The 23,396-nt window shown below is 67.5% G+C and carries 27 protein-coding genes; 8 read left to right on the plus strand and 19 right to left on the minus strand.

Annotated features, from left to right (window positions below; genetic code table 11):
• Positions 1-56: 56 nt before the first annotated feature.
• The 4 genes from ACMT1E_RS08355 to ACMT1E_RS08370 all read left to right on the plus strand — a co-directional run bounded on the left by ACMT1E_RS08355 (position 57) and on the right by ACMT1E_RS08370 (position 4,519).
• Positions 57-836, plus strand: a complete 780-nt coding sequence (locus ACMT1E_RS08355) for an aldo/keto reductase (RefSeq protein ID WP_414899617.1) — start codon at positions 57-59, stop codon at positions 834-836.
• On the plus strand, positions 833-2,446 hold the full coding sequence (locus ACMT1E_RS08360) for an FAD-dependent oxidoreductase (RefSeq protein ID WP_414899619.1): 1,614 nt from the start codon (positions 833-835) through the stop codon (positions 2,444-2,446). Before ACMT1E_RS08355 ends, ACMT1E_RS08360 begins: the two co-directional genes overlap by 4 nt.
• A gap of 94 nt (positions 2,447-2,540) precedes the next feature.
• Complete coding sequence (locus ACMT1E_RS08365) at positions 2,541-4,001, plus strand: ABC transporter substrate-binding protein (protein WP_414899621.1); 1,461 nt, start codon at positions 2,541-2,543, stop codon at positions 3,999-4,001.
• 137 nt (positions 4,002-4,138) lie between these two features.
• Positions 4,139-4,519: a DUF4112 domain-containing protein gene (locus tag ACMT1E_RS08370; RefSeq protein WP_414903346.1), complete on the plus strand. Its 381-nt coding sequence runs from the start codon at positions 4,139-4,141 to the stop codon at positions 4,517-4,519.
• A 15-nt stretch (positions 4,520-4,534) separates the two neighbouring features.
• Here the strand turns inward: ACMT1E_RS08370 and ACMT1E_RS08375 are convergent, their stop codons facing one another.
• From ACMT1E_RS08375 to thiS, 19 genes are all read right to left on the minus strand, one after another.
• Positions 4,535-5,236: a ribonuclease T2 family protein gene (locus ACMT1E_RS08375; protein WP_414899623.1), complete on the minus strand. Its 702-nt coding sequence runs from the start codon at positions 5,234-5,236 to the stop codon at positions 4,535-4,537.
• Positions 5,229-6,071 (minus strand): carboxylating nicotinate-nucleotide diphosphorylase, encoded by an 843-nt coding sequence (gene nadC / locus ACMT1E_RS08380; RefSeq protein ID WP_414899625.1) that lies wholly within the window; start codon positions 6,069-6,071, stop codon positions 5,229-5,231. The genes ACMT1E_RS08375 and nadC overlap by 8 nt, the downstream gene beginning before the upstream one ends.
• A gap of 41 nt (positions 6,072-6,112) precedes the next feature.
• Entirely contained in the window at positions 6,113-7,123 is a 1,011-nt protein-coding gene (nadA, locus tag ACMT1E_RS08385) for a quinolinate synthase NadA (protein ID WP_414899626.1), read from the minus strand.
• Positions 7,124-7,148: 25 nt separating this feature from the next.
• A complete protein-coding gene (locus tag ACMT1E_RS08390) occupies positions 7,149-7,838 on the minus strand; it encodes a DUF4230 domain-containing protein (RefSeq protein WP_414899627.1) in 690 nt (229 codons plus the stop codon).
• Entirely contained in the window at positions 7,838-8,695 is an 858-nt protein-coding gene (locus tag ACMT1E_RS08395) for an MBL fold metallo-hydrolase (RefSeq protein ID WP_414899629.1), read from the minus strand. The genes ACMT1E_RS08390 and ACMT1E_RS08395 overlap by 1 nt, the downstream gene beginning before the upstream one ends.
• Positions 8,696-8,825: 130 nt before the next feature.
• A complete protein-coding gene (locus tag ACMT1E_RS08400; RefSeq protein WP_414899630.1) occupies positions 8,826-10,373 on the minus strand; it encodes a M56 family metallopeptidase in 1,548 nt (515 codons plus the stop codon).
• Complete coding sequence (locus tag ACMT1E_RS08405; RefSeq protein ID WP_414899631.1) at positions 10,370-10,738, minus strand: BlaI/MecI/CopY family transcriptional regulator; 369 nt, start codon at positions 10,736-10,738, stop codon at positions 10,370-10,372. The genes ACMT1E_RS08400 and ACMT1E_RS08405 overlap by 4 nt, the downstream gene beginning before the upstream one ends.
• A gap of 349 nt (positions 10,739-11,087) precedes the next feature.
• Positions 11,088-11,417 carry a Grx4 family monothiol glutaredoxin gene (gene grxD / locus ACMT1E_RS08410; protein ID WP_414899632.1) on the minus strand — a complete coding sequence of 110 codons (330 nt, stop codon included), beginning with the start codon at positions 11,415-11,417 and terminating at the stop codon, positions 11,088-11,090.
• A gap of 74 nt (positions 11,418-11,491) precedes the next feature.
• Positions 11,492-11,725, minus strand: coding sequence for a BolA family protein (locus ACMT1E_RS08415; RefSeq protein WP_414899633.1), 234 nt, complete (start codon positions 11,723-11,725; stop codon positions 11,492-11,494).
• 7 nt (positions 11,726-11,732) lie between these two features.
• Positions 11,733-12,059 carry a DUF1476 domain-containing protein gene (locus ACMT1E_RS08420; RefSeq protein ID WP_414899634.1) on the minus strand — a complete coding sequence of 109 codons (327 nt, stop codon included), beginning with the start codon at positions 12,057-12,059 and terminating at the stop codon, positions 11,733-11,735.
• 63 nt (positions 12,060-12,122) lie between these two features.
• Positions 12,123-13,133: an NADPH:quinone oxidoreductase family protein gene (locus ACMT1E_RS08425; RefSeq protein ID WP_414899635.1), complete on the minus strand. Its 1,011-nt coding sequence runs from the start codon at positions 13,131-13,133 to the stop codon at positions 12,123-12,125.
• Between the two features lie 86 nt (positions 13,134-13,219).
• Positions 13,220-13,798 carry a 3-isopropylmalate dehydratase small subunit gene (leuD, locus tag ACMT1E_RS08430; protein ID WP_414903348.1) on the minus strand — a complete coding sequence of 193 codons (579 nt, stop codon included), beginning with the start codon at positions 13,796-13,798 and terminating at the stop codon, positions 13,220-13,222.
• 120 nt (positions 13,799-13,918) lie between these two features.
• Positions 13,919-15,355 (minus strand): 3-isopropylmalate dehydratase large subunit, encoded by a 1,437-nt coding sequence (gene leuC / locus ACMT1E_RS08435; protein WP_414899637.1) that lies wholly within the window; start codon positions 15,353-15,355, stop codon positions 13,919-13,921.
• 47 nt (positions 15,356-15,402) lie between these two features.
• Positions 15,403-16,668, minus strand: coding sequence for a serine hydrolase (locus tag ACMT1E_RS08440; protein ID WP_414899639.1), 1,266 nt, complete (start codon positions 16,666-16,668; stop codon positions 15,403-15,405).
• Between the two features lie 150 nt (positions 16,669-16,818).
• Positions 16,819-17,454: a CoA transferase subunit B gene (locus ACMT1E_RS08445; protein ID WP_414899640.1), complete on the minus strand. Its 636-nt coding sequence runs from the start codon at positions 17,452-17,454 to the stop codon at positions 16,819-16,821.
• Positions 17,454-18,284: an HAD family acid phosphatase gene (locus ACMT1E_RS08450; protein ID WP_414903349.1), complete on the minus strand. Its 831-nt coding sequence runs from the start codon at positions 18,282-18,284 to the stop codon at positions 17,454-17,456. The genes ACMT1E_RS08445 and ACMT1E_RS08450 overlap by 1 nt, the downstream gene beginning before the upstream one ends.
• Positions 18,285-18,355: 71 nt before the next feature.
• Positions 18,356-19,063 carry a CoA transferase subunit A gene (locus ACMT1E_RS08455; RefSeq protein ID WP_414899642.1) on the minus strand — a complete coding sequence of 236 codons (708 nt, stop codon included), beginning with the start codon at positions 19,061-19,063 and terminating at the stop codon, positions 18,356-18,358.
• Positions 19,064-19,305: 242 nt separating this feature from the next.
• Positions 19,306-19,488, minus strand: a complete 183-nt coding sequence (locus tag ACMT1E_RS08460) for a CsbD family protein (RefSeq protein ID WP_414899643.1) — start codon at positions 19,486-19,488, stop codon at positions 19,306-19,308.
• A gap of 63 nt (positions 19,489-19,551) precedes the next feature.
• Positions 19,552-20,556 (minus strand): sulfur carrier protein ThiS, encoded by a 1,005-nt coding sequence (thiS, locus tag ACMT1E_RS08465; protein ID WP_414899644.1) that lies wholly within the window; start codon positions 20,554-20,556, stop codon positions 19,552-19,554.
• An 83-nt stretch (positions 20,557-20,639) separates the two neighbouring features.
• Here thiS and aroQ point away from each other — a divergent pair, with 83 nt between their 5' ends.
• From aroQ to arsC, 4 genes are read left to right on the plus strand one after another with little or no spacing between them, the layout of a single operon-like run.
• Complete coding sequence (gene aroQ, locus ACMT1E_RS08470; RefSeq protein ID WP_414899645.1) at positions 20,640-21,074, plus strand: type II 3-dehydroquinate dehydratase; 435 nt, start codon at positions 20,640-20,642, stop codon at positions 21,072-21,074.
• A gap of 35 nt (positions 21,075-21,109) precedes the next feature.
• Positions 21,110-21,589: an acetyl-CoA carboxylase biotin carboxyl carrier protein gene (gene accB, locus ACMT1E_RS08475; protein WP_414899646.1), complete on the plus strand. Its 480-nt coding sequence runs from the start codon at positions 21,110-21,112 to the stop codon at positions 21,587-21,589.
• Between the two features lie 4 nt (positions 21,590-21,593).
• Positions 21,594-22,943 carry an acetyl-CoA carboxylase biotin carboxylase subunit gene (gene accC, locus ACMT1E_RS08480; protein WP_414899648.1) on the plus strand — a complete coding sequence of 450 codons (1,350 nt, stop codon included), beginning with the start codon at positions 21,594-21,596 and terminating at the stop codon, positions 22,941-22,943.
• Positions 22,944-22,946: 3 nt separating this feature from the next.
• Positions 22,947-23,291: an arsenate reductase (glutaredoxin) gene (gene arsC / locus ACMT1E_RS08485; RefSeq protein WP_414899649.1), complete on the plus strand. Its 345-nt coding sequence runs from the start codon at positions 22,947-22,949 to the stop codon at positions 23,289-23,291.
• Positions 23,292-23,396: the final 105 nt, after the last annotated feature.

Here is a 23,396-nt window from a genome sequence, read left to right on the forward strand (position 1 = left end):
AACTTCCACTACTGTGCGCGCGACCTGTCCTCGTCCCAGTCACGGAACCCGTCCAGATGGCCTCCACGCCCCCCTTCACGCGCATCGGCATGGGCTGCGCCCGCGTGGGGTCGCTGACCAACCCGAGCAGCCCGGCGGAATCGCAGCGGCTGATCGAACTCGCCTTCGCGCTTGGCGTCCGGCTGTTCGACACCGCCAATATCTACGGCCAGGGCGACAGCGAGCGCATCCTCGGCCGGGCGCTGGCCGGCAAGCGCGACCAGGCGTTCATCGTCACCAAGATCGGCAAGCGCTTTTCGGCGAAGATGCGGCTGATCCGGCCGTTCAAGCCGCTCGTCAAGCGCCTGCGCCGCCCTTCCCCGGCCGGCGACGCCTTCGTCGCCAGTCAGCGCGCGGCCAATGTCGGCTTCGACCTCGATCACCGGACGATGGAGCGCGACGTCGCCGCCGCGCTGAAGCGGCTGCGGATCGAGCGGATCGACATGCTGCTGCTGCACAGCCCGTCGGCGGCCACCGTCGCCGATCCGGCGGTCATCGACACCCTCTCCGCCATCCGCGCCAAGGGTATGATCGCCGGCTACGGCGTGTCGGCGGATTCGGCGGATGTCGTCGCGGCGGCGCTGGCGATGCCCGGCATCGGCATGGTCCAGGCGCCCTACGTGGCCCTGCCGGCCGCCGCCCCGGTGCCGCTGGTCGCACGCGGCGTGCTGCGCCATCGCGGCACGACGCCGCCGATGGAGGCACTGGCCGCCGCCGTCGCCGATCCGCGCCTCGCCGCCGTGCTGGTCGAAACGACCTCGCCGGACCATCTGCGCGCTGCCGCCGCCCTGCTATGATCGCCGAAACCCAGCCCGCAGCGGCGGACATCCTGATCGTCGGCTCCGGCGCCGCCGGGATCGCGCTGGCGCTGGCGCTGGAAGGGTGCGGCCGCCGCGTGCTGCTGGTCGAGGCCGGCGGCACCCGCCCCTCGCCCGCCAGTCAGGCCTTCTACCGCGCCGACAGCGTATCGCCCGACACCCATATCCCGACCGAACTGTTCCGCCGCCGCGGCTATGGCGGGACGACGCCGCTGTGGGGCGGCCGCTGCATTCCGCTCGATCCGGTCGATTTCGCGGCGCGGGACTGGATTCCCCATTCCGGCTGGCCGATCGGTTATGAAGAGGTGCGCCGCTACCACGCCGCCGCGCTCGATCTCTGCCATGCCGGGCCGGAAAGCTTTGACGCCGCCACCGCCTTCGGCCCCGCGCCGTCGCCGCTGGTCGATCAGGCGCCGGGTCCGGAAATCGACATCAACCGGGTCGAACGCTTCAGCCTGCCGACCGATTTCGCCGCCAGCTACGGCGATCGCCTCCAACAGGCGCGCGACGTCACCGTGCTGCTCGATCACCCGGTGCTGCGGATCACCGCCGCCGACGGCCGGGTGACCGGCGTCGAAACCCCGGCCGGCGCCATCGCCGCGCCCTGCGTCATCATCGCCACCGGCGGCATCGAAACTCCGCGCCTGCTGCTCGCCTCCGGCCTCGGCGGCGACCTCGTCGGCCGCTATTACCAGACCCATCTGCACGTTCAGGTCGGGACGATGCGCTGCGCCCCCGGCGCCCGGCTAGACTATCAGCGCTCGCCCGAAGGGGTATGGTGCCGCCGCTACATCGCGCTGGATACCGCGACGCTGGAACGCGAACGGCTGTTCCAGATCAACATCCGGCCGACCCACCCCGACATCGCCGATCCGGCGCACCGCAACCCGATCCTGTCGGCGATGTATTTCGCCAAGGGCGGGCTGGTCGCCGAATATGCGCGGATTCTCACCGGCGCCCGCAACCTCGGCGCCGAGCGGGAACGCCGGCCGTTCGCCTTCCACCTCGCCCATCTGCGCAACATGCTGCTCGGCGGGCCGATGCTGGTCGCCTTCGTCGCCCGCTGGCTGCGGCTGCGCACCTTCGCCCGACGCAAGCTGCCCTCGGTATTCCTGCGCAACGCCACCGGTCGCTACGCGATGGACATCCATCTCGAACAGGTGCCGAACCCGGACAGCCGCATCACCCTGTCCGGCACGCGCGACGCGCTTGGCGTGCCCCGCGTCACCGTCGACTGGCAGACCACCGACGCCGACCGGGCCATGTTCCGGCGCGGCATGGCGCTGATGCGCGACGCCAGCCGGGGCAGCGGCGTGGAGCTGGAATGCGACGACGCCGCGCTCGACCACGCCGTGCTGCACCCCACCCCCGGCCACCATATCGGCACGGCACGGATGGCGCACAGCCCGGCGGACGGGGTGTGCGACGCCAATGGCCAGGTATTCGGCGTCGCCGGCCTCTACGTCTCCGGCTCGGCGCTGTTCCCGACCGGCGGCGTCGCCAACCCGACGCTCACCATCGTCGCCCTCGCCCTGCGCCTCGCCGATCATCTGCGCGCCGGGCTTGGCGCGGCGCGCCCGGCGCCGTAGAGGTCGTCCAGCCGGGCGGAGGCGGCGCCGGCCCGCGCCGCCGCCCGCTCCAGCCCGGCTGGCCCAGACTGTGCAGCCAAAGGTCCGCGTCCCGATGCCACCGTTTCGCCCGCTCATCCCGCTCTGCGCCTTCGCCGCCGCGCTTGCCGCCTGCGGAGAGAAAACGGGCACGCCGGTCGTGGTCAGCGTGATCGGCGACAAACCGGTGCTCGCCAATGCGGATCGCGGCCCCTTGCCCCCGGCTGCGGCGGTGCTCGCCGGCGCGGTCGCGGAAGGGCTGGTGGCGATGGATGCCACCGGCCAGATCGAACCGGCGCTCGCCGAACGCTGGATCGTCACCGACGACGGGCTGAGCTATATCTTCCGCCTGCGCCCCGCGACCGGCGCCAATGGCAAGCCGATCACCGCCAATGACGTCGTCCGCCGCCTGCGCGCCGCCATTGCCCGGTCCAGCCGCAACCCGCTGCGCGCCGACCTCGCGCTGATCGACAGCGTCTCGGCGACCACGCCGCAGATCATCGAAATCCGGCTGCGCGCACCGCGCCCGCCTCTGCTCAACCTGCTCGCCCAGCCCGAAATGGCGGTGACCATCGCCGGCGGCGCCGGTCCGTTGCGGCAAAAGGCCGAAGACGGCGTCATCCACCTGACCCCGTTGCCGGAAGTGGACGAAGACGGCGAACCGCTTCCGCCCGCGCCCGACCGGACGCTGCGGCTACGTGGCGAGCGCGCGGCGCTGGCCGTCACCCGCTTCGTCCGCGGCGAAGTCGATCTGGTGCTCGGCGGCGGCTATGGCGACCTGCCGATCGCGCGGCTGGGGGTGCTTCGCGGCCGTGACGTGCGGGTCGATCCGGCAGAGGGCCTGTTCGGCCTGATGATCGCCGGCGACACCCCGTTCTTTGCCGATCCCGACATCCGCCGCGCGCTGGCGATGGCGATCGACCGTCAGGCGCTGATGGTCGCGGTCGGCGGCAACGACGCCCGACCGGACGTCGCCATCCTGCCCGAACGCTATCGTTCCGCCGCCGATCCCGCCGTGCCGCGCTGGGCCGGGCTGACCCAGGCGGACCGGCAGGCCAGCGCCCATGCGATCGTCGCCGGCTGGCGCGGCCGCGAAGGCCCGCCGCCACCGATCCGCATCGCCCTGCCCGCCACGCCGGGGGCGACGCTGCTGTTCGGCCGCCTCGCCGCCGACTGGCTTGCCCTCGGCCTCACCGCCGTCCGCGTGGCGGAAGGCGACGCCGCCGACATCCGGGTCGTCGACGCGCTGGCCCCGGCGCCAAGCGCCATCTGGTATCTGCGCACCGCGCTCTGCCCCGCACCGGCGCGCTGCGACCCGGCGGCAGGCGACGCGCTGGCGCAGGCAAATATCGCCGACACCGCCGCCGCGCGCGGTCAGGCGCTGGCGGAGGCGGATCAGGCGCTGGTCACCGCCGCCCATTTCATCGTGCTCGGCCGCCCGGTCCGTTGGGCGCTCGCCACCCGCCGTCTCACCGAATTTCGCGAAAACCCCCGCGCCTGGCACCCGCTCAATCACCTGATCGCCGCCGGCCGCTAGGCTGTGCCCGCTTCGGGGGCGTGAAGCCGCAATCCGCCCCGCCATGCCCCCTCTGGACAGCGCCGCCGCCCGTCCCAATATCATCGGCAAAGGAGACGCCGTTGCCGAACAGCCGCTTCGACCGCATTGCCGATGCGATGCCCGACATCGGGCGCGATCCGGCGTCGGTCCGCCGCCGTATCGAGGCGATGGAGCATCTGCTCGAACGGCTGTTCGTCATTCCCGGCATAAACCGTCCGGTCGGGCTCGACGTGCTGCTCAACATCGTGCCGGTGGTCGGTGACGTCGTCGGCACCGCAATGGGCGCGTGGATCGTCTGGGAAGCGCGCAATCTCGGCCTGTCGAAATGGCAGATGACGCGGATGGCCGGCAATGTCGGCATCGATACGCTACTCGGCGCGGTGCCGTTCATCGGCGCGATCCCGGACTTTTTCTTCCGCTCGAACACCCGCAATCTCAAGATCATCCGCAAGCATCTCGACCGCCATCATCCGGCAACGGCGATCATCGAACGCTGATCCGAACCGGCCGCGTCAGACCGGCCTGATCCGCAGCCGCGTTGCCGGCGGCGCGCCGCGTTGATGCGCGGGGCAGCGGGTGAAACGAAACTGCCGGTCCAGGCACAGCCACACCTCTTCCAGCCAGCCGCGCCGATCGGTGGTCACCCGCAGCATCGCCGCGCCCATCCCCGGATTGGCGGCGGCGAAGGCGGCGGCGAACCGGCCGACGGTCAGCGGCCGGGCGGCCAGCGCCCGCATGTCCGGATAACGAACGCGCTGATACAGCGCGGTCGCGCGGGCGAAATAGGCGTCCGGCTCGCGCACCATGCAGGTCCCGTGCTTCGCCCATTCGTGCTGCAACAGTTGCACCGACGGCGTCGCGCACAGGTTGCGGCGGATCACCGCCGGCGGCAGCAGCGCCGCCGGTCGGCAATATTGCGGCCACTGCGCCCCGCTCCCATCCGGCCACAGCCCGTGCAGGGTGAAACCGAACCGGTTGTCGCCGCCACACTGCAAACGCCTGTCCGCACCGCGCCCATTCACCGCGCAATCCTGCGGCGCCCAACTCATCGCCAGCGTATAGCCGCCGATCGCCACCACCCGCCGCTGTTGGTTACCGGTCGGCCCATCGTGATGTGGACGTGATAACCTTGGTGGAATCTCGCAGCGCAGCGCCTGTGCCGGCAGCGCCGCCGGCATCGCCAGCACCGCCCCGGCGAGCGCCGCTCTAAGCACGGATGAAGTCGAGGCCGATGTCCGCCGCCGGCGCCGACTGGGTCAGCCGCCCGACCGAGATATAGGTGACGCCGCTCTCCGCGATTGCCCGGATCGTGTCGAGCCGCACCCCGCCGGACGCCTCGGTCGGCACCCGCCCGCCGACCAGCGTCACCGCCCCGCGCAATGTCGGCGGGTCCATGTTGTCGAGCAGCAGGTGCGTCGCCCCCGCCGCCAGCGCCGGCTCGATCTGATCGACGCGGTCGACCTCGACGATGATCCGGGCGATGCCGGCCGCCTTCGCCCGCCGTACCGCCTCGCCCACACCGCCGGCGACGGCGACATGGTTGTCCTTGATCATCGCCGCGTCCCACAACCCCATGCGGTGGTTGGTCGCCCCGCCCATCCGCGTCGCATATTTCTCCAGCCGCCGCAGGCCGGGGATCGTCTTGCGGGTATCGAGCAGGATCGCGCCGGTGCCGGCGATTGCGTCGACATACTGGCGGGTCAGCGTCGCGATGCCGGTCAGGTGCTGGACGGTGTTCAGCGCCGATCGCTCAGCGGTCAGCAGCCCGCGCGCCAGCCCGTTCAGCCGCATCACGTCGGTCCCGGCCGCAACGCTCGCCCCGTCCTCGACCAGCCGCTCGATCCCCACGTCCGGGTCGAGCGCGCGAAAGAACGCCTCGGCGATCGGCAGGCCGGCGACGGTCACCGCCTCGCGGCAATCCATCACCCCGTCGAAACGCGCGTCGGCGGGGATCACGGCGGCGGACGTGATGTCGCCCCCCTCGCCCAGATCCTCGGCCAGGGTCTGGGCGACGAAGGCGTCGAGGTCGAAGCCGGCAATATCGGTCATCGCGTTCGTCCGCTCCCCTGTTCGATTCCGCTGCGGCGGCGTCAGTCGCCGGTCACCCGCACCGGCCCCAGATCGCCCATGCCGACGGTCGCGCTTGCCATCGCCAGCATCCGGTCGAGCGACTTCTTCGCCTCAAGACGCAGCGCCTCGTCCATCTCGATACGCGGCTCCAGATCGCGCAGCGCCAGGTAGAGCTTCTCCATCGTGTTCAACGCCATATAGGGGCAGACGTTGCAATTGCAGTTGCCGTCGGCGCCGGGCGCGCCGATGAAATGCTTGTCCGGCACCGCCTTTTCCATCTGGTGGATGATGTGCGGCTCGGTCGCGACGATCAGCGTGTCGCCGGGCATCGTCTTGGCGAAGTTCAGGATGCCGCTGGTCGACCCGACATAGTCGGCATGGTCGAGGATATAGGCCGGGCATTCCGGGTGGGCGGCGACCGGCGCATCGGGGTGCTGCACCTTCAGCTTCAGCAGCTCGGTTTCCGAAAACGCCTCATGGACGATGCAGACGCCGGGCCACAGCAGCATGTTCCGCCCGGTCTTGCGGGCCAGATAGCCGCCAAGATGCTTGTCGGGGCCGAAGATGATCTTCTGCTCCGCCGGAATCTGGCTGAGGATCTTTTCCGCCGAGGATGAGGTGACGATAATGTCGCTCAGCGCCTTCACCTCGGCCGAGCAATTGATGTAGGTCAGCGCGATATGGTCCGGGTGGGCGGCGCGGAACGCGCGGAACTGGTCCGGCGGGCAGCTATCCTCCAGGCTGCACCCGGCCTCCATGTCGGGCAGCACCACGATCTTCTGCGGCGACAGGATCTTCGCGGTCTCCGCCATGAAGCGCACGCCGCAAAAGGCGATGACGTCGGCATCGGTATCCGCCGCCTTGCGCGACAGGTCGAGGCTGTCGCCGACGAAATCGGCAATATCCTGAATTTCGGGCTTCTGGTAATAATGGGCCAGGATCACCGCGTTGCGCTCGGTCCGCAGCCGCTCGATTTCGGCCTTCAGGTCCAGACCCGTCAGGCTGCCGCCCAGTCCACCACGTGCGTCCATCGATTCCTCACTCCTCCCCCGGCGTTTAGCGGGCGGTGGCCGCATCCCCAAGCACTTCCTTGACCGAACGCGAGCGATCGAGCCGGCTGGGCGCACGGTCATCATCGGCAAAGCGGGCAACCACCGTCGCATCAACCCCGGCCGCACGCAGCGGCAGCGCGAAACTGCGCTCGACCGCGCGCCGTGTCGCATCACGGGCCAGCCGCATCGGCACCGCGTCGCGCGCCTGCCGCAACAACTCCGTCTGCCCCGCCTTGCGATTGGCATCGTCCAGAATCTGCCGTGCGTCGGTCAGGCTGAGCAGCAGACCACCATTATCGTATGCCTTGACCTGATTGACATCGACCTGCGGCCCGACCAGTTCGACAGGCGGCAGGGTAATGCTCAGCGTGCGCGTAGCGGCATCCCACCTCACGTCCTGCTGGGTCAACCGCGCCAGATTCACCTCATAGCGCACCGTACCGGGCATGATCAGCGTCCGCTCGGCGCTGAGCACCCCGAAACGCTGCTGCTTCGACGTAACCACCGCGACATAGCGCGCTGCAAAGGCCGACAGCCGGTTCTGCTCGCGCAGCCCCTGGAGACTGCCGGAAACGATCGTCTCCGGCTCCGGCGCGACCCGGTGCTCGACATAGCGGACCGCAAGCAGGAACGCCCCGCCAACCAGCACCGCCAACAGCAGCACGCCGGCAACCAGCCGTCCAAGCGAGCCCATCAGGCCGCCCTCGCCCAAACTGCTCCCGCTTCGACAACCAGCCCGCGCTGACGCAGATCGACGAGATGGGCGAGAACCGAGCGGCCGGCAGCCCCGATCAGCCGAGGGTCGAGGCCGACATACATGCGCTCGACCAGCGCGGGAATGGCGCGCGGCGTCTCATCAAGCAGACGCAATATCTGGCCCTCACGCTGCTTGCGGTGACCGGCAAGGCCGCGGACCAACCGCTGCGGCCGCTCCACCGGCTCGCCATGCGCCGGATAATAGATCCTGTCGTCGCGCCGTCCGAGCCGATCGAGGCTGGCCATATACGCGGCCATGTCGCCGTCCGGCGGCGATATGACGGTGGTCGACCAGCCCATGACATGGTCGCCGGTGAACAGCGCTCCGCTTTCCCGCAGTGCGAAACACAGATGGTTGGACGTGTGGCCCGGCGTCGCTACCGCTTCCAGCGTCCAGCCGGGTCCAGCCACCGTCTCGCCGTCAGCCAGTACCCGGTCCGGCGCGTAGCTCCGGTCGAAGGCCGCATCGGCACGCGGTCCGTCATCGTCCAGGACAAGCGGCGCGCAACCGATAACCGGCGCGCCGGTCGCCGCCTTCAGCGCCGCCGCCGCCGGGCTGTGATCGCGGTGGGTGTGCGTGCAGACGATTGCCCCAACCCGCTCCCCCCTCACCGCCCGCAGCAATGCCGCAACGTGATCGGCATCGTCCGGCCCCGGATCGATCACCGCCACATCGCCGCCACCCACAATATAACTCTGGGTCCCGGTATAGGTGTAAGGCGACGGATTGGGGGCGAGCAGGCGTCGCACCAGCGGCTCAAGCCGCATCACGCGTCCGGTGGGCAGATCGTCCATACCCTCCGATGTGGCGATTTGCCGTCCGGAAGCAAGCACCTTGTCCGGTGATCGCGCGGCGCGACCGGCGGAAGCCGCCCTGTGAGGCCGCCCTGGGGACGGTGGCCGGACTTCCGCCGGGATCGGGCGATCAGCGCGCGCGCAGGTCCGCGATCTTGCGATCGATGCTGGCAAGCGCCTGGGCACGCCCGGCTTCCCCAGCCGCCGGCAAGTCCATCGCCGCGACGCTCTGCCGTGCGCCTTCCAGCGCGGAGATGACAGTCTGACGAATCTCGGCTCCGTCGACACCACCGTTCTCGCATACCGAAACGGTACGAAGCGCGCTGCCGTCGCGGTCGTAAGAAATACTGGCGGTAGGGGCGTGCCGCCGTCCGCCGCAATCGCGCATCACTACGCGTATCCGCGCATGGGCCTGCCTGGCGGCATCGGCTGCCTCGCGCCGGGCGGTCAGTGCATCCCTCCTAGCATCGGCAGCGGCGCGACGGGCATCCGCCAGCGCAACCTGCACATCGCGGTCAACGTCACGCATCGCCACGCCGACCGCGCGCTCGACACCAGCCATATCGGCAAGATCCTCACGCGGCACAGCCGGTGACTCAGGCGGCGCGGGTGGCGCCGGCACGACATAAGATACTGACGGCGCGGAAGATAAAGCGGACGGCGTCGGCACTTCGACAATGCCGTCAGACTCATCCCGCGGCATCGCGACAGGCGCCCAGTCGGCCGTCTGCGCGACTGTACGTTTCACATCCTCCCGCACCGCGCTACCGGCATCGGCGGCGATTCCGCCGGATGCGGTCAACAGCAGCCCGCCACCGGTCAACAGCAGTGCCAGCGCGGTGCCGCAGCGCACCGTCCCACGGCCAGGCTTGTCATGGCCCATCATCTTCAATCTCCTCTTGAGGTCATCCCCGGCCCCAAGTGCGCACGCTGCCACGGGCAGGCGGTCGCAAGTCGATTTCAGCAGCGCCAGGCCATAAGCGTGGCGTTCAAACGATGTAGCAGTCGCGAGCACGACGGCATCGCAGGCCAGTTCCTGGTCGACGCGAAAAGCGCGGTGCGCGCGGTGCGCGATCGGATTGAACCAGTGGACCGACAGGATGATCAGCGCCACGAGATTGGCTGACATATCGCACCGGCGATGGTGCTGCGCCTCGTGCGCCATCGCCAGCCGCAGCTCATCGGCATCGTAACGCCGGCGATAATCATGCGGCAGCACGATCGTTTTGATGAAGATGCCGGTCGCAAACGGCCCGCGAACCGCGCGGCTGGCACAGACTTCTATACCGTCCCGGTCCAGCATCGGCAGTGGTGTCGAACGGCCGATCACCCGGCGCACGAACAGGCTGTAAGCGCCGAGGTGCCAGAGGAAATGGACGACGGCACCTGCCAGCCACAGGGTCAGCAATACCGCCGCCCAGTCAAACGCCGGCGTCACAGGCGCGGCCAACGCCGCCTCCCGAACGATCTCGATGTCGAACAGCGGCGGCAACGCCGCAATCGGATGGGGAACCGCCGTCGTCGGCAAGGGCGGCAGCACCATCCTGATTGCCGGCAACAGCCACAACGCATAGGCGACGCGTGGTCCGAACCGGCGAGCCATGGGACCACGCAGCAGCAGCACGACCAGCATCAGAACGGTGGTCGCGATCAGCGTCTCGACGATCCAGCCGCTCATGGCTTCAGCTTCCGCAGCAGAGCCTCGATCTCGGCGATTTCCTCGGCCGACAGGCCGTCCCCCTCGGCGAGATGAGCGACAAGCGGCGTCACCCGCCCGCCAAACAGCCGATTGATCAGCCGCCGTGATTCGCTGGAGACATAATCGGCGCGGGCGATGACCGGCCGATAGAGATAACGACGGCCATCCTGCTCATGGGCGATCACGCCTTTACCCAACAATCGCGACAACAGCGTCTTGACCGTCGACATGTTCCAGCCCCGGGCGGCGCCGGCGCGTTCCGCGACCTCGCTCGCGGTCAAAGGGCTGCTGTCCCACAGCGCCTCCATCACCGCGTATTCGGCATCACTGATCCGTTCGGGCATCGCACGCCCCCATATCGAGATCGACCGATTACATTTGTAGTCGAATAACTGAATAGGCCGTGAACGGTCAAGCGGTCGTGGTGTCGGGCGCGCTTACAACACGCGCATCGCGGCGGCACGCATTTACCATTAAGCAGCGCTGAAAACCGCCAATCATTCCGACTGGCACAACGGCTGCATAGGATAAGGCGGTTCCAAAGCCGCGTAACTGAGCGGTGGGCCAGCTGCTAACCCGATCTCGCGCTGGCCCACCCTCACCCGTTTTCCCGACCCCGGAACTCTTCCAACAGCACCAACAAAAAGCGCGCAACGCATCGCGTCGCGCGCCCGGTAATTGTCGCCAGACGGTTCAGCCGGCGGCGACGCCCTTATCGGCCATCAACTGCGCCAGCTCGCCGCTCTCATACATTTCGAGCATGATGTCGGACCCGCCGACAAACTCACCCTTTACGTATAGCTGCGGGATCGTCGGCCAGTCGGAATAGGTCTTGATGCCCTGGCGGATGCCCTGATCTTGCAGCACATCGACGCTTTCATACACCACGCCGATCCGCTCCAGGATCGCGACGGCACGGCTGGAAAAACCGCATTGGGGAAACAGTGGCGTGCCCTTCATGAACAGCAGCACATCATTGTCGGCCAGCAGAGTGCTGATCCGTGCCATTCCATCGTCCGTCATCGCATCATCCATCGCAAAATCCCCCTATACCCCCGACACATCGCCATGTCGGTACGCGAATTCAAGGGGGCGGGTCAGTCCGGCACCACGGTGGTCAGCTGCAACGCGTGCAGCGTGTCGCCCATATGCCCGCCCAACGCGGCATAGACCGCCTGATGCTGGCGCACCCGGGATACCCCACGAAAAGTCTCGCTGACCACCCGCGCCGCGTAGTGGTTGCCATCACCGGCCAGATCGGTGATCTCGACATCCGCGCCGGGTATTCCAGCACGGATCATCGCCGCGATCTCATCCGCTTCCATCGCCATGACGCGCTCAGTTCTGCTCTTCGATGAACTGCCGCCGTGCCTCGACCGCCTTGGCCTCGATCGTCTGGCGGATCTCCGCATCGCTGATCTCGACCCCCGCCGACGTCAGGTCGCCAAGCAGCTTGCGGATCACATCCTCGTCACCCGCCTCCTCGAAATCGGCCTGAACCACTGCCTTGGCATAGGCGTCCGCCTCCTCCGGCGTCAGCTTCATCTTTTCCGCCGCCCAGTGCCCGACCAACCGGTTGCGGCGCGCCGTAATCCGGAAAGCGACATCCTCATCGCGTGCGAACTTCGCTTCGAAGGCGCGCTGGCGCTCGTCAAATCCACTCATCACCAACTCCCCGTGTCAACCGTTCGCCCCCGAAATAGGGAGCGCCGACGGCCGGCGCAACGCCTAGCCGTTCGCCGGGTCGACGACCACCACCAGCTTGCCAATCGCCCCGCGCGCGCCAAGCCGGGCAATCGCCTCGCCGGCGCGCTCCAGCGGATAGGTGGCGGTGACGCGCGGGTGAATGCGTCCTTCGTCCCACAACGCGAACAATGTCTCGACATGGGCGGCGTTGCCGTGCGGGTCGCGCGCGGCGAATGCCCCCCAGAACACGCCGCAGACATCGCAGCTTTTGAGCAAAGTCAGGTTGAGCGGCAGGCGCGGGATGCCGGCGGGGAAGCCGACGACCAGATAGCGCCCCTCCCAGCCGATCGCCCGCAATGCCGGTTCGGCATAGTCGCCACCGACCGGGTCGAGGACGACGTCGAACCCGCCGCGCCCGGCCTTGTCCTTGAACGCATCGGCCAGTGCCTTCGCCTGCGTCTTATCGAACGGCGCCCGGCCATAGATCAGCACGTCGTCCGCCCCGGCATCCCGCGCCGCCGCCGCCTTGTCGGCGTCCGACACGGCGGCAACCACCCGCGCGCCGAACGCCTTACCCAACTCCACGGTCGCCAGACCGACACCGCCCGCAGCACCCAGTACCAGCAGCGACTGCCCGGCTTTCAGCCGCCCACGGTCCAGCAACGCATGAATGGCGGTGGCATATGTCAGCAGCAACGCCGAGGCGGACACCATCGACACCTTGTCCGGCACGCGGAAACAGCGCGCCGCCGGGACCGCCACCTTTTCCGCCAGCCCGCCGGCGGAGGTCAGCGCGATTAGCCGGTCGCCGGCCCGCCAGCCACTGACGCCCTCACCCACCGCCTCGACAATGCCGGACACCTCACCACCCGGCGCAAACGGCCGCTCCGGCTTGAACTGGTACTTGTCCTCGATGATCAGCACATCAGGAAAGTTGATCGCGCAGGCGACCACCCGAACCAGCAATTCCCCGGCACCGGCAACCGGCTCCGCGACATCGCTGAGCACCAGCGTTTCCGGCCCTCCGGGGGCAAGCGACAACAGCGCCTTCATCCGTCTCTCCCGCAAATCAACGCAACCGGGGTAGCAAGCCGGGAACCCCGTTCAAAATCCGCTACGGCAGAGCCGCCACGTCGGGACTACATCCAGGAGAATGCCTCGGCCCGGCGTGCCTCATAGGCGCCGATCGCCCCGTCCATCTTCAGCGTCAGGCCGATCTCGTCCAGTCCGCCGAGCAGGCAGGCCTTGCGAAACGGGTCGATCTCGAAGGTGAAACGGTCCTGGAACGGCGTAGTCACCGTCTGATGTTCCAGGTCGATGTCGATCGGGTCGGTCTTCGCGACCTCGAGCAGCCGGTCGATCGCCTCTTGCGGCAACACCACCGCCAATATGCCGTTCTTGAACGCGTTACCCGAAAAGATATCGGAATAACTGGGAGCGATCACCGCCTGCACACCCATGTCGGCCAGTGCCCACGCCGCATGCTCGCGGCTCGATCCGCACCCGAAATTGTCACCGGCGATCAGGATCGGCGCACCCGCATATTCGGGGTCGTCGAACACATTGCCCGGCTCGGCGCGCACGGTCTCGAACGCGCCCTTGCCCATGCCGCTGCGGCTGATCGTCTTCAGCCAGTGCGCCGGAATAATGATGTCGGTGTCAACATTCTTGGCGCCGAACGGATAGGCGCGACCGGAAATACGGTGGACCGGCTTCATCGCCACGCCCCGCCGGCATAGCCGGTCACCGGCCGCTCAACCTTGGCGGAAGCGGCATAGGCGGCCAGGCCACTGAGCGCGGCCCCGGCAATCAGCAGAAAAAGCGCCCGTTTCATCGCCTTACCCCCTCATCAATTCGCGCACGTCGGTCAACCGTCCGGTCACCGCCGCCGCTGCCGCCATCGCCGGCGACAGCAGGTGGGTCCGCGCACCCGGCCCCTGCCGGCCAACGAAGTTGCGGTTGGACGTCGACGCGCAACGCTCTCCCGCCGGCACCTTGTCCGGGTTCATCGCCAGGCACATCGAGCAGCCAGCCTCGCGCCACTCGAAACCAGCCTCGGTGAAGATGCGGTCAAGTCCCTCTTCCTCCGCCTGGCGCTTGACCAGGCCGGAGCCGGGGACAACCAACGCCTGCCGCACGCCGCTGGCGACGCGGCGGCCCTTCACCACACCGGCGGCGGAGCGCAGGTCCTCGATCCGGCTGTTGGTGCAACTGCCGATGAAGATGTTTTCGATCGCCACGTCCTGCATGCGCTGACCCGGCACCAGTCCCATATAGGCCAGCGCCCGGCGCGCCGCCTCGCGCTTCGACGGGTCGGGAAAACTGTCGGGATCGGGCACGGTGCCGGCGATCGGCACCACATCCTCCGGGCTGGTGCCCCAGGTGACATTGGGCGCGATCTCGGCCGCGTCGACCAGAACGGTGCGGTCGTAAACTGCGCCGGGATCGGACGGCAACGTCCGCCACCACGCCATCGCCCTGGCCCACGCCTCACCCGCAGGCGCCATCGGGCGCCCTTCCAGATAGGCATAGGTCTTGTCGTCCGGCGCGATCAGCCCGGCGCGGGCGCCACCCTCGATCGACATGTTGGCAACGGTCAGCCGTCCTTCGATCGACATATCGCGGATCGCCGAACCGGTATATTCGATGACATAGCCGGTGCCGCCGGCGGCGCCGATCCGCCCGATCACTTCCAGGATCAGGTCTTTCGCCGTCACGCCGAAACCCAGCGTACCGTCGATCCGCACCTCCATGGTCTTCGACCGCTTCAGCAACAGCGTCTGGGTAGCAAGGACATGCTCGACCTCGCTGGTGCCAATGCCGAAGGCCAGCGCGCCCAGCGCGCCGTGCGCGGCGGTATGGCTGTCGCCGCACACCAGCGTCGTGCCCGGCAGGGTGAAGCCCTGTTCCGGCCCGACGACGTGGACAATACCCTGTTCGGGCGCGAGCGCGTCGAAATAGCGGATGCCGAATGCGCGGGTATTCTGTTCCAGCGCGGCGAGTTGATCCGCGCTTTCCCGATCGGTGATCGGCAACCGGTGGCCGACGGCGTCCACCCGGGCCGTCGTCGGCAGGTTATGATCGGGAACGGCCAGCGTCAGGTCCGGCCGGCGCACCTTGCGCCCGGCGACGCGAAGCCCCTCGAATGCCTGCGGACTGGTCACCTCGTGGACAAGGTGACGGTCGATATAGATCAGGCTGGTGCCGTCGTCGCGCGTCTCGACAACGTGTGCGTCCCAGATTTTCTCGTAAAGGGTGCGGGGCTTGCTGGTCATGACGGCGGGGCCTTAACCGGTTAACGCCGGCGAGGGAAGCCGGACGGTCACCGTGCGCTTATCGTCGCGCGGCCCCCCGTCCCGCCATCCAGGCGCAACCAGTCGCGGTCGCCCAGCCCATAGAGCATGTCGAGCACCTCCAGCTGAATACGGCCGGGCGCCCCGCTCTGCGAATTCCACAGCACCGCCACACCGGCACGGGCGCGCGGATCGAACAATATGGTCGAGCGATAACCACGCACCGCCCCCTGATGGCCAATCAGCCGGCGCCCCTCGAAATCATAGTCGCGCCAGCCGAGCGCGTAGCGCGACGCGCCCATCGCACGGGCAAAGGGCGTGCTGCGCCGTTCGGTGTCGACCCGCGCCATATGCGCCGTGTCCAGCACCGCCGGCGACACCACCCGCGGCGTCAGGCCGATCTGCGCGCGCATCCACAGCGCCAGGTCCATGATCGAACTGTTGACCCCGCCCGCGGCCGGCACCCGGTAATACGGGTCCTCGACCGAAACCGTCGTTCGCCCGACATGCGGCCGCGCCCAGCTTTTGGATGCCATCAGGCCGATGCGGGTCAGGCTGGCGTCCTGCATGCCGAGCGGGCGGAACAGTCGGTCGCGCACCTCCTCGGCATAGGGACGGCCGGTCACCGCTTCCACCACCTCGCTGGCGGAATCGAACGCGACATTCTGATAGCTGTGGCAGGTGCCCGGCTGGCACAGCGCCGACAGCCCACCAAGCGACGCCCGGATCACGCGCGGGTCCTGCCCGCCTTCCAGCCGGTCGTCGAACGCATTGTGGCTAAGCCCGACGCGGTGGGACAATATGTCGGCGACCGTCGCGATCTGTTCGCCACCGCGCGGCAGGCGCAATGTCTTGGAATAGCGCGCGATCGGGTCATCGAGAGACAGCTTGCCTTCCGCCGCCAGTTCGGCGACCAGCGTACCTGCCACCCCCTTCGACAGCGACGCCCAGCGAAAAACGGTGCGAACGCCGACCGGCTCCGCGCCCTTTGCCTCGGTCAGGCCATAGCCTTTGACAAAGCTGATCTCGCCATTCTCGATGATCGCGATCGCCATGCCGACCATATCCGGTCGCTCGACAAGCTGGCGAAGCCGCTGGTCGAGCAGCGCATAGTCGATGCGACTGGGTGCCCGCAGCAGCGCCGGATCAGCGGCGATCGCCTCCCGGGCGAAAGGCAGATGCGGCGGCTGGGCCTCAACCTGGGCGGACGCACTGGACCGCGCGCCGGTCACCACCAGCGCGGCCGCGGCGCCAATTGCCCCCGCCGCCACCAGCAGCGGACGCGCTCCGCGCATATAGTCCTTCCACATCCCCACGCTCTTCGCGACCCTGTTATAGACGTCTCGAATGCTCAGGAATCAGATAATTGCACCAATTTCAAGACAAAGTATGAAAACTTACGCCAGCCCGAGTCCGGCGCGGGACCAACGCCATGAGACCGTCGTTCAGCGCAGGTAGTGCGCCGTCGTTCGCGCCGCGACGTCGTCGGCCGTAACACCGGGGGCAATTTCGATCAGCTTGAACGGGCTGGCGTGGTCTGGACGCTGGAACACCGCGATATCCGTGACGATCATGTCAACGACATTGGCGCCGGTCAGCGGCAGGGTGCATTCGGGAATGAATTTCGGCCCGCCATTCTTGGCGTTGTGCTCCATGACGACGATGATCTTCTTGACCCCCGCCACCAGGTCCATCGCGCCGCCCATCCCCTTCACCATCTTGCCGGGGATCATCCAGTTGGCGATATCCCCCTTTTCCGACACTTCCATCGCACCGAGCACCGCCAGGTCGATATGCCCGCCGCGGATCATCGCGAAACTGTCGGCCGAATTGAAGAAGCTGGTCGAAGGCAGCTCGCTAACCGTCTGCTTGCCGGCGTTGATCAGGTCGGGATCGACCTCGTCGTCGTAGGGGAACGGGCCGATGCCCAGCATGCCGTTTTCCGACTGCAACGTCACCTCGACACCGTCGGGAACATGGTTGGCGACCAGCGTCGGAATACCGATGCCCAGATTCACGTAATAGCCGTCCTTCAGCTCGCGCGCGGCGCGGGCGGCCATTTCGTCACGGGTCCAGGCCATTATTTTGCTCCTTCGGTGGCAGCTACGGTAGCGGGGTCGGACCAGCGCCTGTCCGACGGAAAGACATCGTCAAAGCCGCCCTTCAGCGCGCTTCCGTAAACCGGGTTCGGCAGCAGGAACCAGCCGCGCCCCCACAGCGCGGCGATCGGACCGGTCGCCGCTGCCGCGCGGCGTTCGGCAACGGACGGAATCGCCGCGAACAGGTCGCTGAAATCGCCAAGCTGGTCGCCGGCCATTGCGATCACGCAGAATTTGGCGGCAATCGTCGCCCGCCGCCCATCCTTCGCCGACCCGCCCGTATCATCACCGGCCAGGAACAGCGTCTGGCCGTGGACGGCATTGCCCAGCCCGGCGGTGCGCAGCGCATAGGCGGTCCACGCGGCGTTGGCCGCCGCGCGGTTGGAATTGAACACGACGGTTACACCCGCCTTGCGCAGCGCGTTGACCGCCGCCACCGCGCCCGGCGCGGCAACGACCTTGTCGGCACCGCTTTGTTCCCAGCGCGCCCAACGATCCGGGTCAAATGGCGCGCCGCGCACAGACTCGTCATAAACATAGCCGAGGTTGAGCAACACCGTTTCGTCGATGTCGAAGACCACCGCCGGCGGCCTGTCGCCGCAGCGGACGAACCCCGGCGCAGCCAGCGTCGTACCGGGGGCCAGCACGACGCTGTCTTCCGGGTTTCCGCCTCGATTGACGACGACATGGTCGACCAGCGCCTGCCAGGCCTGAACGCCCAGCGCCGCCGCCTCGCCCGACCCGAAGAGATATTGCACCGCTGCCGGCGGTGCCGCCGGCGCCGCTGGAACCGGTTCCGGCGCACCGCCCATCCCCGTCGCGCAGGCCGACAGCAGCAGGCCGAGGCCAGCGCCTGCGAATGCCCGGCCGGGCAACGCCGGGATCACGCTGCCTCGCGCTGACGGACGGTGCGAAACTCGATCGGCTTGTCGTATGGCGCGCCCAGGATCAGGCGGTTGACGAAAATGCCGGGCAAATGGATGTGATCCGGGTCGAGCGCGCCGACCGGCACGATCTCCTCGACCTCCGCGATACAAATCTTGCCGGCGGTCGCCATCGGCTGGTTGAAATTGCGCGCGGTCTTGCGAAACACCAGATTGCCGGCCTCATCGGCCTTCCAGCCTTTGACGACCGCGAGGTCGGCGCGAATACCACGCTCCAGCACATAGGTCTCGCCGTCGAATTCCTTCAGCTCCTTGCCCTCGGCCGCCAGCGTGCCGACGCCGGTACGGGTGTAGAAACCGGGAATACCCGCGCCGCCAGCACGGCAGCGTTCGGCCAGTGTTCCCTGCGGGCAGAATTCAACCTCAAGCTCGCCTGCCAGAAACTGCCGCTCGAACTCCTTGTTCTCGCCGACGTAGGAGGCGACCATTTTGGCGATCTGACGGCTGCGCAGCAGCTTGCCCAGCCCTTGACCATCGATGCCGGCATTGTTGGACACGCAGGTCAGCCGCTTGGTACCGGCCGCCTCGATCGCGTCGATCAGCCGGACCGGCACGCCACACAAACCGAATCCGCCGGCGCAGATCGTCATCCCGTCAAACAGCACGCCGTCCAGTGCCGCCGCCGCGTCAGAATAGAGCTTCTTCACGAAAACATCCTTCGACTGCTGCTATCTGATCGGCAATTAAGCGCGCCGGTGCCACCGGTCAAATCCGGCAGCGGGCCGTGCCAACATGCGGAAAGCGCGTTGCGATTTGATGGTGCCATGGCGCCATGGCGCCCCACCCCCCACTATCTGCGCGGGGGGTTGAAACGTCGAAAATGCGCCAGAATCGAACGGGCCGCCCGGCACTGTGCCGCGCGGCCCGTCCCTAAGTCCGGCGAATGCGCTCAGATCTTGTCGCCCAGCGCACCCTTCACGGCACCAGCCGCCTTCTGCGCCTTGCCGCGTACCTGCTGACCAACGCCCTCGGCCGCCAGCTTATCGTTGTCGGTATGCTTGCCAATCGTCTGCTTGGCCTTGCCGATGGCTTCGTTGGCCGCGCCCTTGGCCTTGTCGATCATCTCGCCCATTACGCATGCTCCTCAATACGGGGTAGGCCTGCATAACGGACGGGCGACATCTCTTGTTCCACGTCAGATCAGCCCAGCAAGCGGACTGGACGGGTCGGCATAGAGTCGGCGCCCCATGCGCCCGGCGCGATAGGCGAGCCGCCCGGACTCGACCGCCGCCTTCATCGCCGCCGCCATCAGCAGCGGGTCCTTCGCCTCGGCGATCGCGGTGTTCATCAGCACGCCGTCGCAGCCCAGTTCCATCGCCGCCGCCGCGTCGGACGCGGTGCCGACCCCCGCGTCGACCAGCACCGGCACCTTCGCCCCTTCGACGATTAGCCGTATGGTGACCCGGTTCTGGATACCCAGACCGGAACCGATCGGCGCGCCCAGCGGCATGATCGCCACTGCCCCGGCATCCTCCAGCCGCCGCGCCGCTATCGGGTCGTCAGCGCAATAAACCATCGGCTTGAACCCTTCGTTCGCCAGAACTTCGGTCGCGCGCAATGTCTCCAGCATGTCGGGATAGAGCGACTTCGCTTCTCCCAGCACCTCCAGCTTGACGAGGTCCCACCCCCCCGCCTCGCGCGCAAGCCGCAAGGTGCGGATCGCTTCCTCCGCGGTAAAGCAGCCGGCGGTATTGGGCAGGTAGGTGATTACTTTCGGGTCGATGAAGTCGGTCAGCATCGGCGCATTGGGGTCGGCAATATTGACCCGCCGTACCGCGACGGTGACGATCTCCGCACCCGATGCGGCAACCGCGGCCGCATTCTGCGCGAAATCCTTGTACTTGCCGGTCCCGACAATCAGCCGGGACCGGAAGCTGTGTCCGGCAACCGTCCAGCGATCCTCATCGAGCGACCGGGCGGTGTCGCCACCGCCGACAAAATGAACGATTTCCAGCGAATCGCCGTCGGCAATCGTCACATTCGCCAGCGTCGATCGCGGCACGATCTCCAGATTGCGCTCGACCGCCACTTTCTCGGGAGCCAGACCCAGTTCGGCGGCCAGCCCGGCAATGGTCAGCCCTGCCTTGACCCGGCGGCCCTCCCCGTTGACCGTAATGCTGATCGTCCCGTCCCCGCTCATCGAATCCTGCGCCTTTGCGTGTTGGAGTGAGGGGTCATATAGGAACCGGCTTCATACCGCCGCAACCGAAAGGCGCTTCTGTCATGGCCGATACCGTGTTCGTGCTGAACGGTCCCAACCTCAACCTGCTCGGCTTGCGCGAGCCGGAGATATACGGGGCCGACACGCTCGACGACATCGCCGGAATGCTGGAGGATCGCGCCCGCGAACTGGACCTCACCGTCGACGTCCGCCAGTCCAACCACGAAGGCCATCTGGTCGACTGGCTGCACGAGGCGAATGCGGCGGGCGCCAAGGCCGTGCTGCTCAACGCCGCCGGCTACACCCATACCTCCGTCGCCCTGCACGACGCGATCAAGGCGATTGCGGTGCCGGTGATCGAGGTGCATCTGTCCAATCCGCACCGGCGGGAAAACTTCCGCCATCACAGCTATGTCGGCGGTGCAGCGCGGGGCACGATCGCCGGTTTCGGCGCCATGTCCTACCTGCTCGCGCTGGACGCGGCGGCCCGTCTCTGACAGGGAACGCCGCAACAGGGAACCAAGAGGGTCGCATGACCGAGAAGAAAGATGCCTCCGCGCCGATGCGCGTCGACACGGCGCTGGTCCGCCAGCTCGCCGAATTGCTTGATGAAAACGGACTGACCGAAATCGAGGTCGAGGACGGCGATCGCTCGATCCGCGTCGCCCGCACCGTCACCATCGCCGCGGCCCCCGCCACCGTGGCCGCGGCCCCCGTCGCGGCCCTGCCACCTGCGGCTACGGAGCCGGCACCCGCCGCCAGCGCGGCCGCGGACCACCCCGGCGCGATCCGCTCGCCGATGGTCGGCACCGTCTACCTGTCGCCGGAACCGGGCGCACGGCCGTTTGTGTCGGTCGGCGACAACGTGTCCGCCGGCCAGACGCTGCTGATCGTCGAAGCGATGAAGGTGATGAACCCGATCACCGCGCCCGCCACCGGCACGGTCAAGGCGCTGCTGGTCGAAAGCGGCCAGCCCGTCGAGTTCGACCAGCCGCTCATCGTCGTCGGCTGATCCGATGGCCATCAGCAAGATCCTGATCGCCAATCGCGGCGAGATCGCGCTGCGCATCCACCGCGCGGCTCATGAAATGGGGATCAAGACGGTCGCGGTGCACTCGACCGCCGATGCCGACGCCATGCACGTTCGGCTGGCCGACCAGGCGGTATGCATCGGCCCACCGCCTGCGATCGATTCCTACCTCAACATCCCGAACATCATTTCGGCGGCGGAAATCTCCGGTGCGGACGCGATCCACCCCGGCTACGGCTTTCTGTCGGAAAATGCCCGCTTCGCCGAAATCGTCGAGATGCATAATCTGGTGTGGATCGGCCCGAAGCCGGAACATATCCGCACGATGGGCGACAAGGTGGAGGCGAAGCACACCGCCGGCAAGCTCGGCCTGCCGCTGGTCCCCGGCTCCGATGGCGCCGTGTCGGACAGCGAGGAAGCGCACCGGATCGCGGCGGAGATCGGCTACCCGGTCATCATCAAGGCAGCCAGCGGCGGCGGCGGGCGCGGCATGAAAGTGTGCAATGGCCCGGATGAGCTCGACAGCCTGATCGCGCAGGCCGGGTCGGAGGCGAAGGCCGCGTTCGGCGACGCTACCGTCTATCTTGAGAAATATCTCGGCAATCCGCGCCATATTGAATTCCAGATATTCGGAGACGGCAACGGCAACGCCATTCATCTGGGCGAGCGCGACTGCTCTTTGCAGCGTCGCCATCAGAAGGTGCTGGAAGAAGCGCCCTCCCCGGTCATCACGCCGGAAGAACGAGCGCGGATGGGCGGCATCGTCGCCAAGGCGATGGCCGACATGGGCTATCGCGGCGCCGGCACCATCGAATTCCTGTGGGAAGCCGGCGAATTCTACTTCATCGAGATGAACACCCGGCTTCAGGTCGAGCATCCGGTGACCGAAGCGATCACCGGCCTCGATCTGGTGCGCGAGCAGATCCGCATCGCCGACGGCCACGGCCTGACCCTGCGCCAGCAGGACGTGCAGTTCCGTGGCCATGCGATCGAATGCCGGATCAACGCCGAAGATCCGCGCAGCTTCGCGCCGTCGCCGGGTCTGGTCAAAAGCTACCATACACCGGGCGGCATGCATGTCCGCGTCGATAGCGGCCTCTACGCCGGCTATCGAATCCCGCCCTATTACGACAGCATGATCGCCAAGCTGATCGTCTACGGCACCACCCGTGCCGGGGCGCTGCGCCGCCTGCGCCGCGCGCTGGAAGAATTCGCGATCGATGGCATCAAGACCACCATTCCCCTCCATCAGGCGCTGCTCGACGACCCGGAATTCCAGGCCGGCGACTATACGATCAAATGGCTGGAGGAATGGCTGGCCCGGCAGGAAAATTAGGCGATGAAGGCGACGATCTGGCACAATCCCCGGTGCAGCAATTCCCGCAAGACGCTGGAGATGCTGCGGGGCGCGCACGGCGTCTCGGTCACCGTCGTAGAATATCTCGCGTCGCCGCCGACCCGCGCGACACTGGCCGCCCTCTACGCCCGCGCCGGCATGACCCCGCGCCAAGGTTTGCGCGCCAAGGAAGCGCTTGCCACGGAACTCGGCCTGAAAAGCGCGGACGACGACACCATCCTCGACGCGATGGTCGCCAATCCGATTCTGATCGAACGGCCGCTGGTCGAAACCGACAAAGGCGTCCGCCTCTGCCGCCCGCCGGAAACCGTGCGCGAAATCCTCTAAAACCGCTCCCGACTGCATTCCGCGACAGCGGCGCCCAGCCACAAATACGGTTAGACCCCGTCGATCTCTCACGCCCGCATCAAAACATGCATTGACGGTGCATCT

The sequence above is a fragment of the Sphingomonas flavalba genome, from assembly GCF_047553045.1.
In the GTDB taxonomy this organism is placed as follows: Bacteria; Pseudomonadota; Alphaproteobacteria; order Sphingomonadales; family Sphingomonadaceae; genus Sphingomonas_L; species Sphingomonas_L flavalba_A.

What these genes read in the sequence shown, in the direction of transcription:
- ACMT1E_RS08360 (WP_414899619.1), top strand. Translation starts at nt 833, where the DNA reads ATGATCGCCGAAACCCAGCCCGCAGCGGCGGACATCCTGATCGTCGGC.
- ACMT1E_RS08415 (WP_414899633.1), bottom strand. Translation starts at nt 11,725, where the DNA reads ATGGCGATGGAAGCGGATGAGATCGCGGCGATGATCCGTGCTGGAATA.
- arsC (WP_414899649.1), top strand. Translation starts at nt 22,947, where the DNA reads ATGAAGGCGACGATCTGGCACAATCCCCGGTGCAGCAATTCCCGCAAG.
- grxD (WP_414899632.1), bottom strand. Translation starts at nt 11,417, where the DNA reads ATGACGGACGATGGAATGGCACGGATCAGCACTCTGCTGGCCGACAAT.
- leuD (WP_414903348.1), bottom strand. Translation starts at nt 13,798, where the DNA reads ATGAAGCCGGTCCACCGTATTTCCGGTCGCGCCTATCCGTTCGGCGCC.
- nadA (WP_414899626.1), bottom strand. Translation starts at nt 7,123, where the DNA reads ATGGACGCACGTGGTGGACTGGGCGGCAGCCTGACGGGTCTGGACCTG.
- ACMT1E_RS08355 (WP_414899617.1), top strand. Translation starts at nt 57, where the DNA reads ATGGCCTCCACGCCCCCCTTCACGCGCATCGGCATGGGCTGCGCCCGC.
- ACMT1E_RS08440 (WP_414899639.1), bottom strand. Translation starts at nt 16,668, where the DNA reads ATGCGCGGAGCGCGTCCGCTGCTGGTGGCGGCGGGGGCAATTGGCGCC.
- ACMT1E_RS08420 (WP_414899634.1), bottom strand. Translation starts at nt 12,059, where the DNA reads ATGAGTGGATTTGACGAGCGCCAGCGCGCCTTCGAAGCGAAGTTCGCA.
- ACMT1E_RS08365 (WP_414899621.1), top strand. Translation starts at nt 2,541, where the DNA reads ATGCCACCGTTTCGCCCGCTCATCCCGCTCTGCGCCTTCGCCGCCGCG.
- thiS (WP_414899644.1), bottom strand. Translation starts at nt 20,556, where the DNA reads ATGAGCGGGGACGGGACGATCAGCATTACGGTCAACGGGGAGGGCCGC.
- ACMT1E_RS08395 (WP_414899629.1), bottom strand. Translation starts at nt 8,695, where the DNA reads ATGGACGATCTGCCCACCGGACGCGTGATGCGGCTTGAGCCGCTGGTG.
- ACMT1E_RS08405 (WP_414899631.1), bottom strand. Translation starts at nt 10,738, where the DNA reads ATGCCCGAACGGATCAGTGATGCCGAATACGCGGTGATGGAGGCGCTG.
- leuC (WP_414899637.1), bottom strand. Translation starts at nt 15,355, where the DNA reads ATGACCAGCAAGCCCCGCACCCTTTACGAGAAAATCTGGGACGCACAC.
- nadC (WP_414899625.1), bottom strand. Translation starts at nt 6,071, where the DNA reads ATGACCGATATTGCCGGCTTCGACCTCGACGCCTTCGTCGCCCAGACC.
- ACMT1E_RS08425 (WP_414899635.1), bottom strand. Translation starts at nt 13,133, where the DNA reads ATGAAGGCGCTGTTGTCGCTTGCCCCCGGAGGGCCGGAAACGCTGGTG.
- ACMT1E_RS08450 (WP_414903349.1), bottom strand. Translation starts at nt 18,284, where the DNA reads ATGGGCGGTGCGCCGGAACCGGTTCCAGCGGCGCCGGCGGCACCGCCG.
- ACMT1E_RS08390 (WP_414899627.1), bottom strand. Translation starts at nt 7,838, where the DNA reads ATGGGCTCGCTTGGACGGCTGGTTGCCGGCGTGCTGCTGTTGGCGGTG.
- aroQ (WP_414899645.1), top strand. Translation starts at nt 20,640, where the DNA reads ATGGCCGATACCGTGTTCGTGCTGAACGGTCCCAACCTCAACCTGCTC.
- ACMT1E_RS08460 (WP_414899643.1), bottom strand. Translation starts at nt 19,488, where the DNA reads ATGGGCGAGATGATCGACAAGGCCAAGGGCGCGGCCAACGAAGCCATC.
- ACMT1E_RS08445 (WP_414899640.1), bottom strand. Translation starts at nt 17,454, where the DNA reads ATGGCCTGGACCCGTGACGAAATGGCCGCCCGCGCCGCGCGCGAGCTG.
- accB (WP_414899646.1), top strand. Translation starts at nt 21,110, where the DNA reads ATGACCGAGAAGAAAGATGCCTCCGCGCCGATGCGCGTCGACACGGCG.
- accC (WP_414899648.1), top strand. Translation starts at nt 21,594, where the DNA reads ATGGCCATCAGCAAGATCCTGATCGCCAATCGCGGCGAGATCGCGCTG.
- ACMT1E_RS08370 (WP_414903346.1), top strand. Translation starts at nt 4,139, where the DNA reads ATGCCCGACATCGGGCGCGATCCGGCGTCGGTCCGCCGCCGTATCGAG.
- ACMT1E_RS08400 (WP_414899630.1), bottom strand. Translation starts at nt 10,373, where the DNA reads ATGAGCGGCTGGATCGTCGAGACGCTGATCGCGACCACCGTTCTGATG.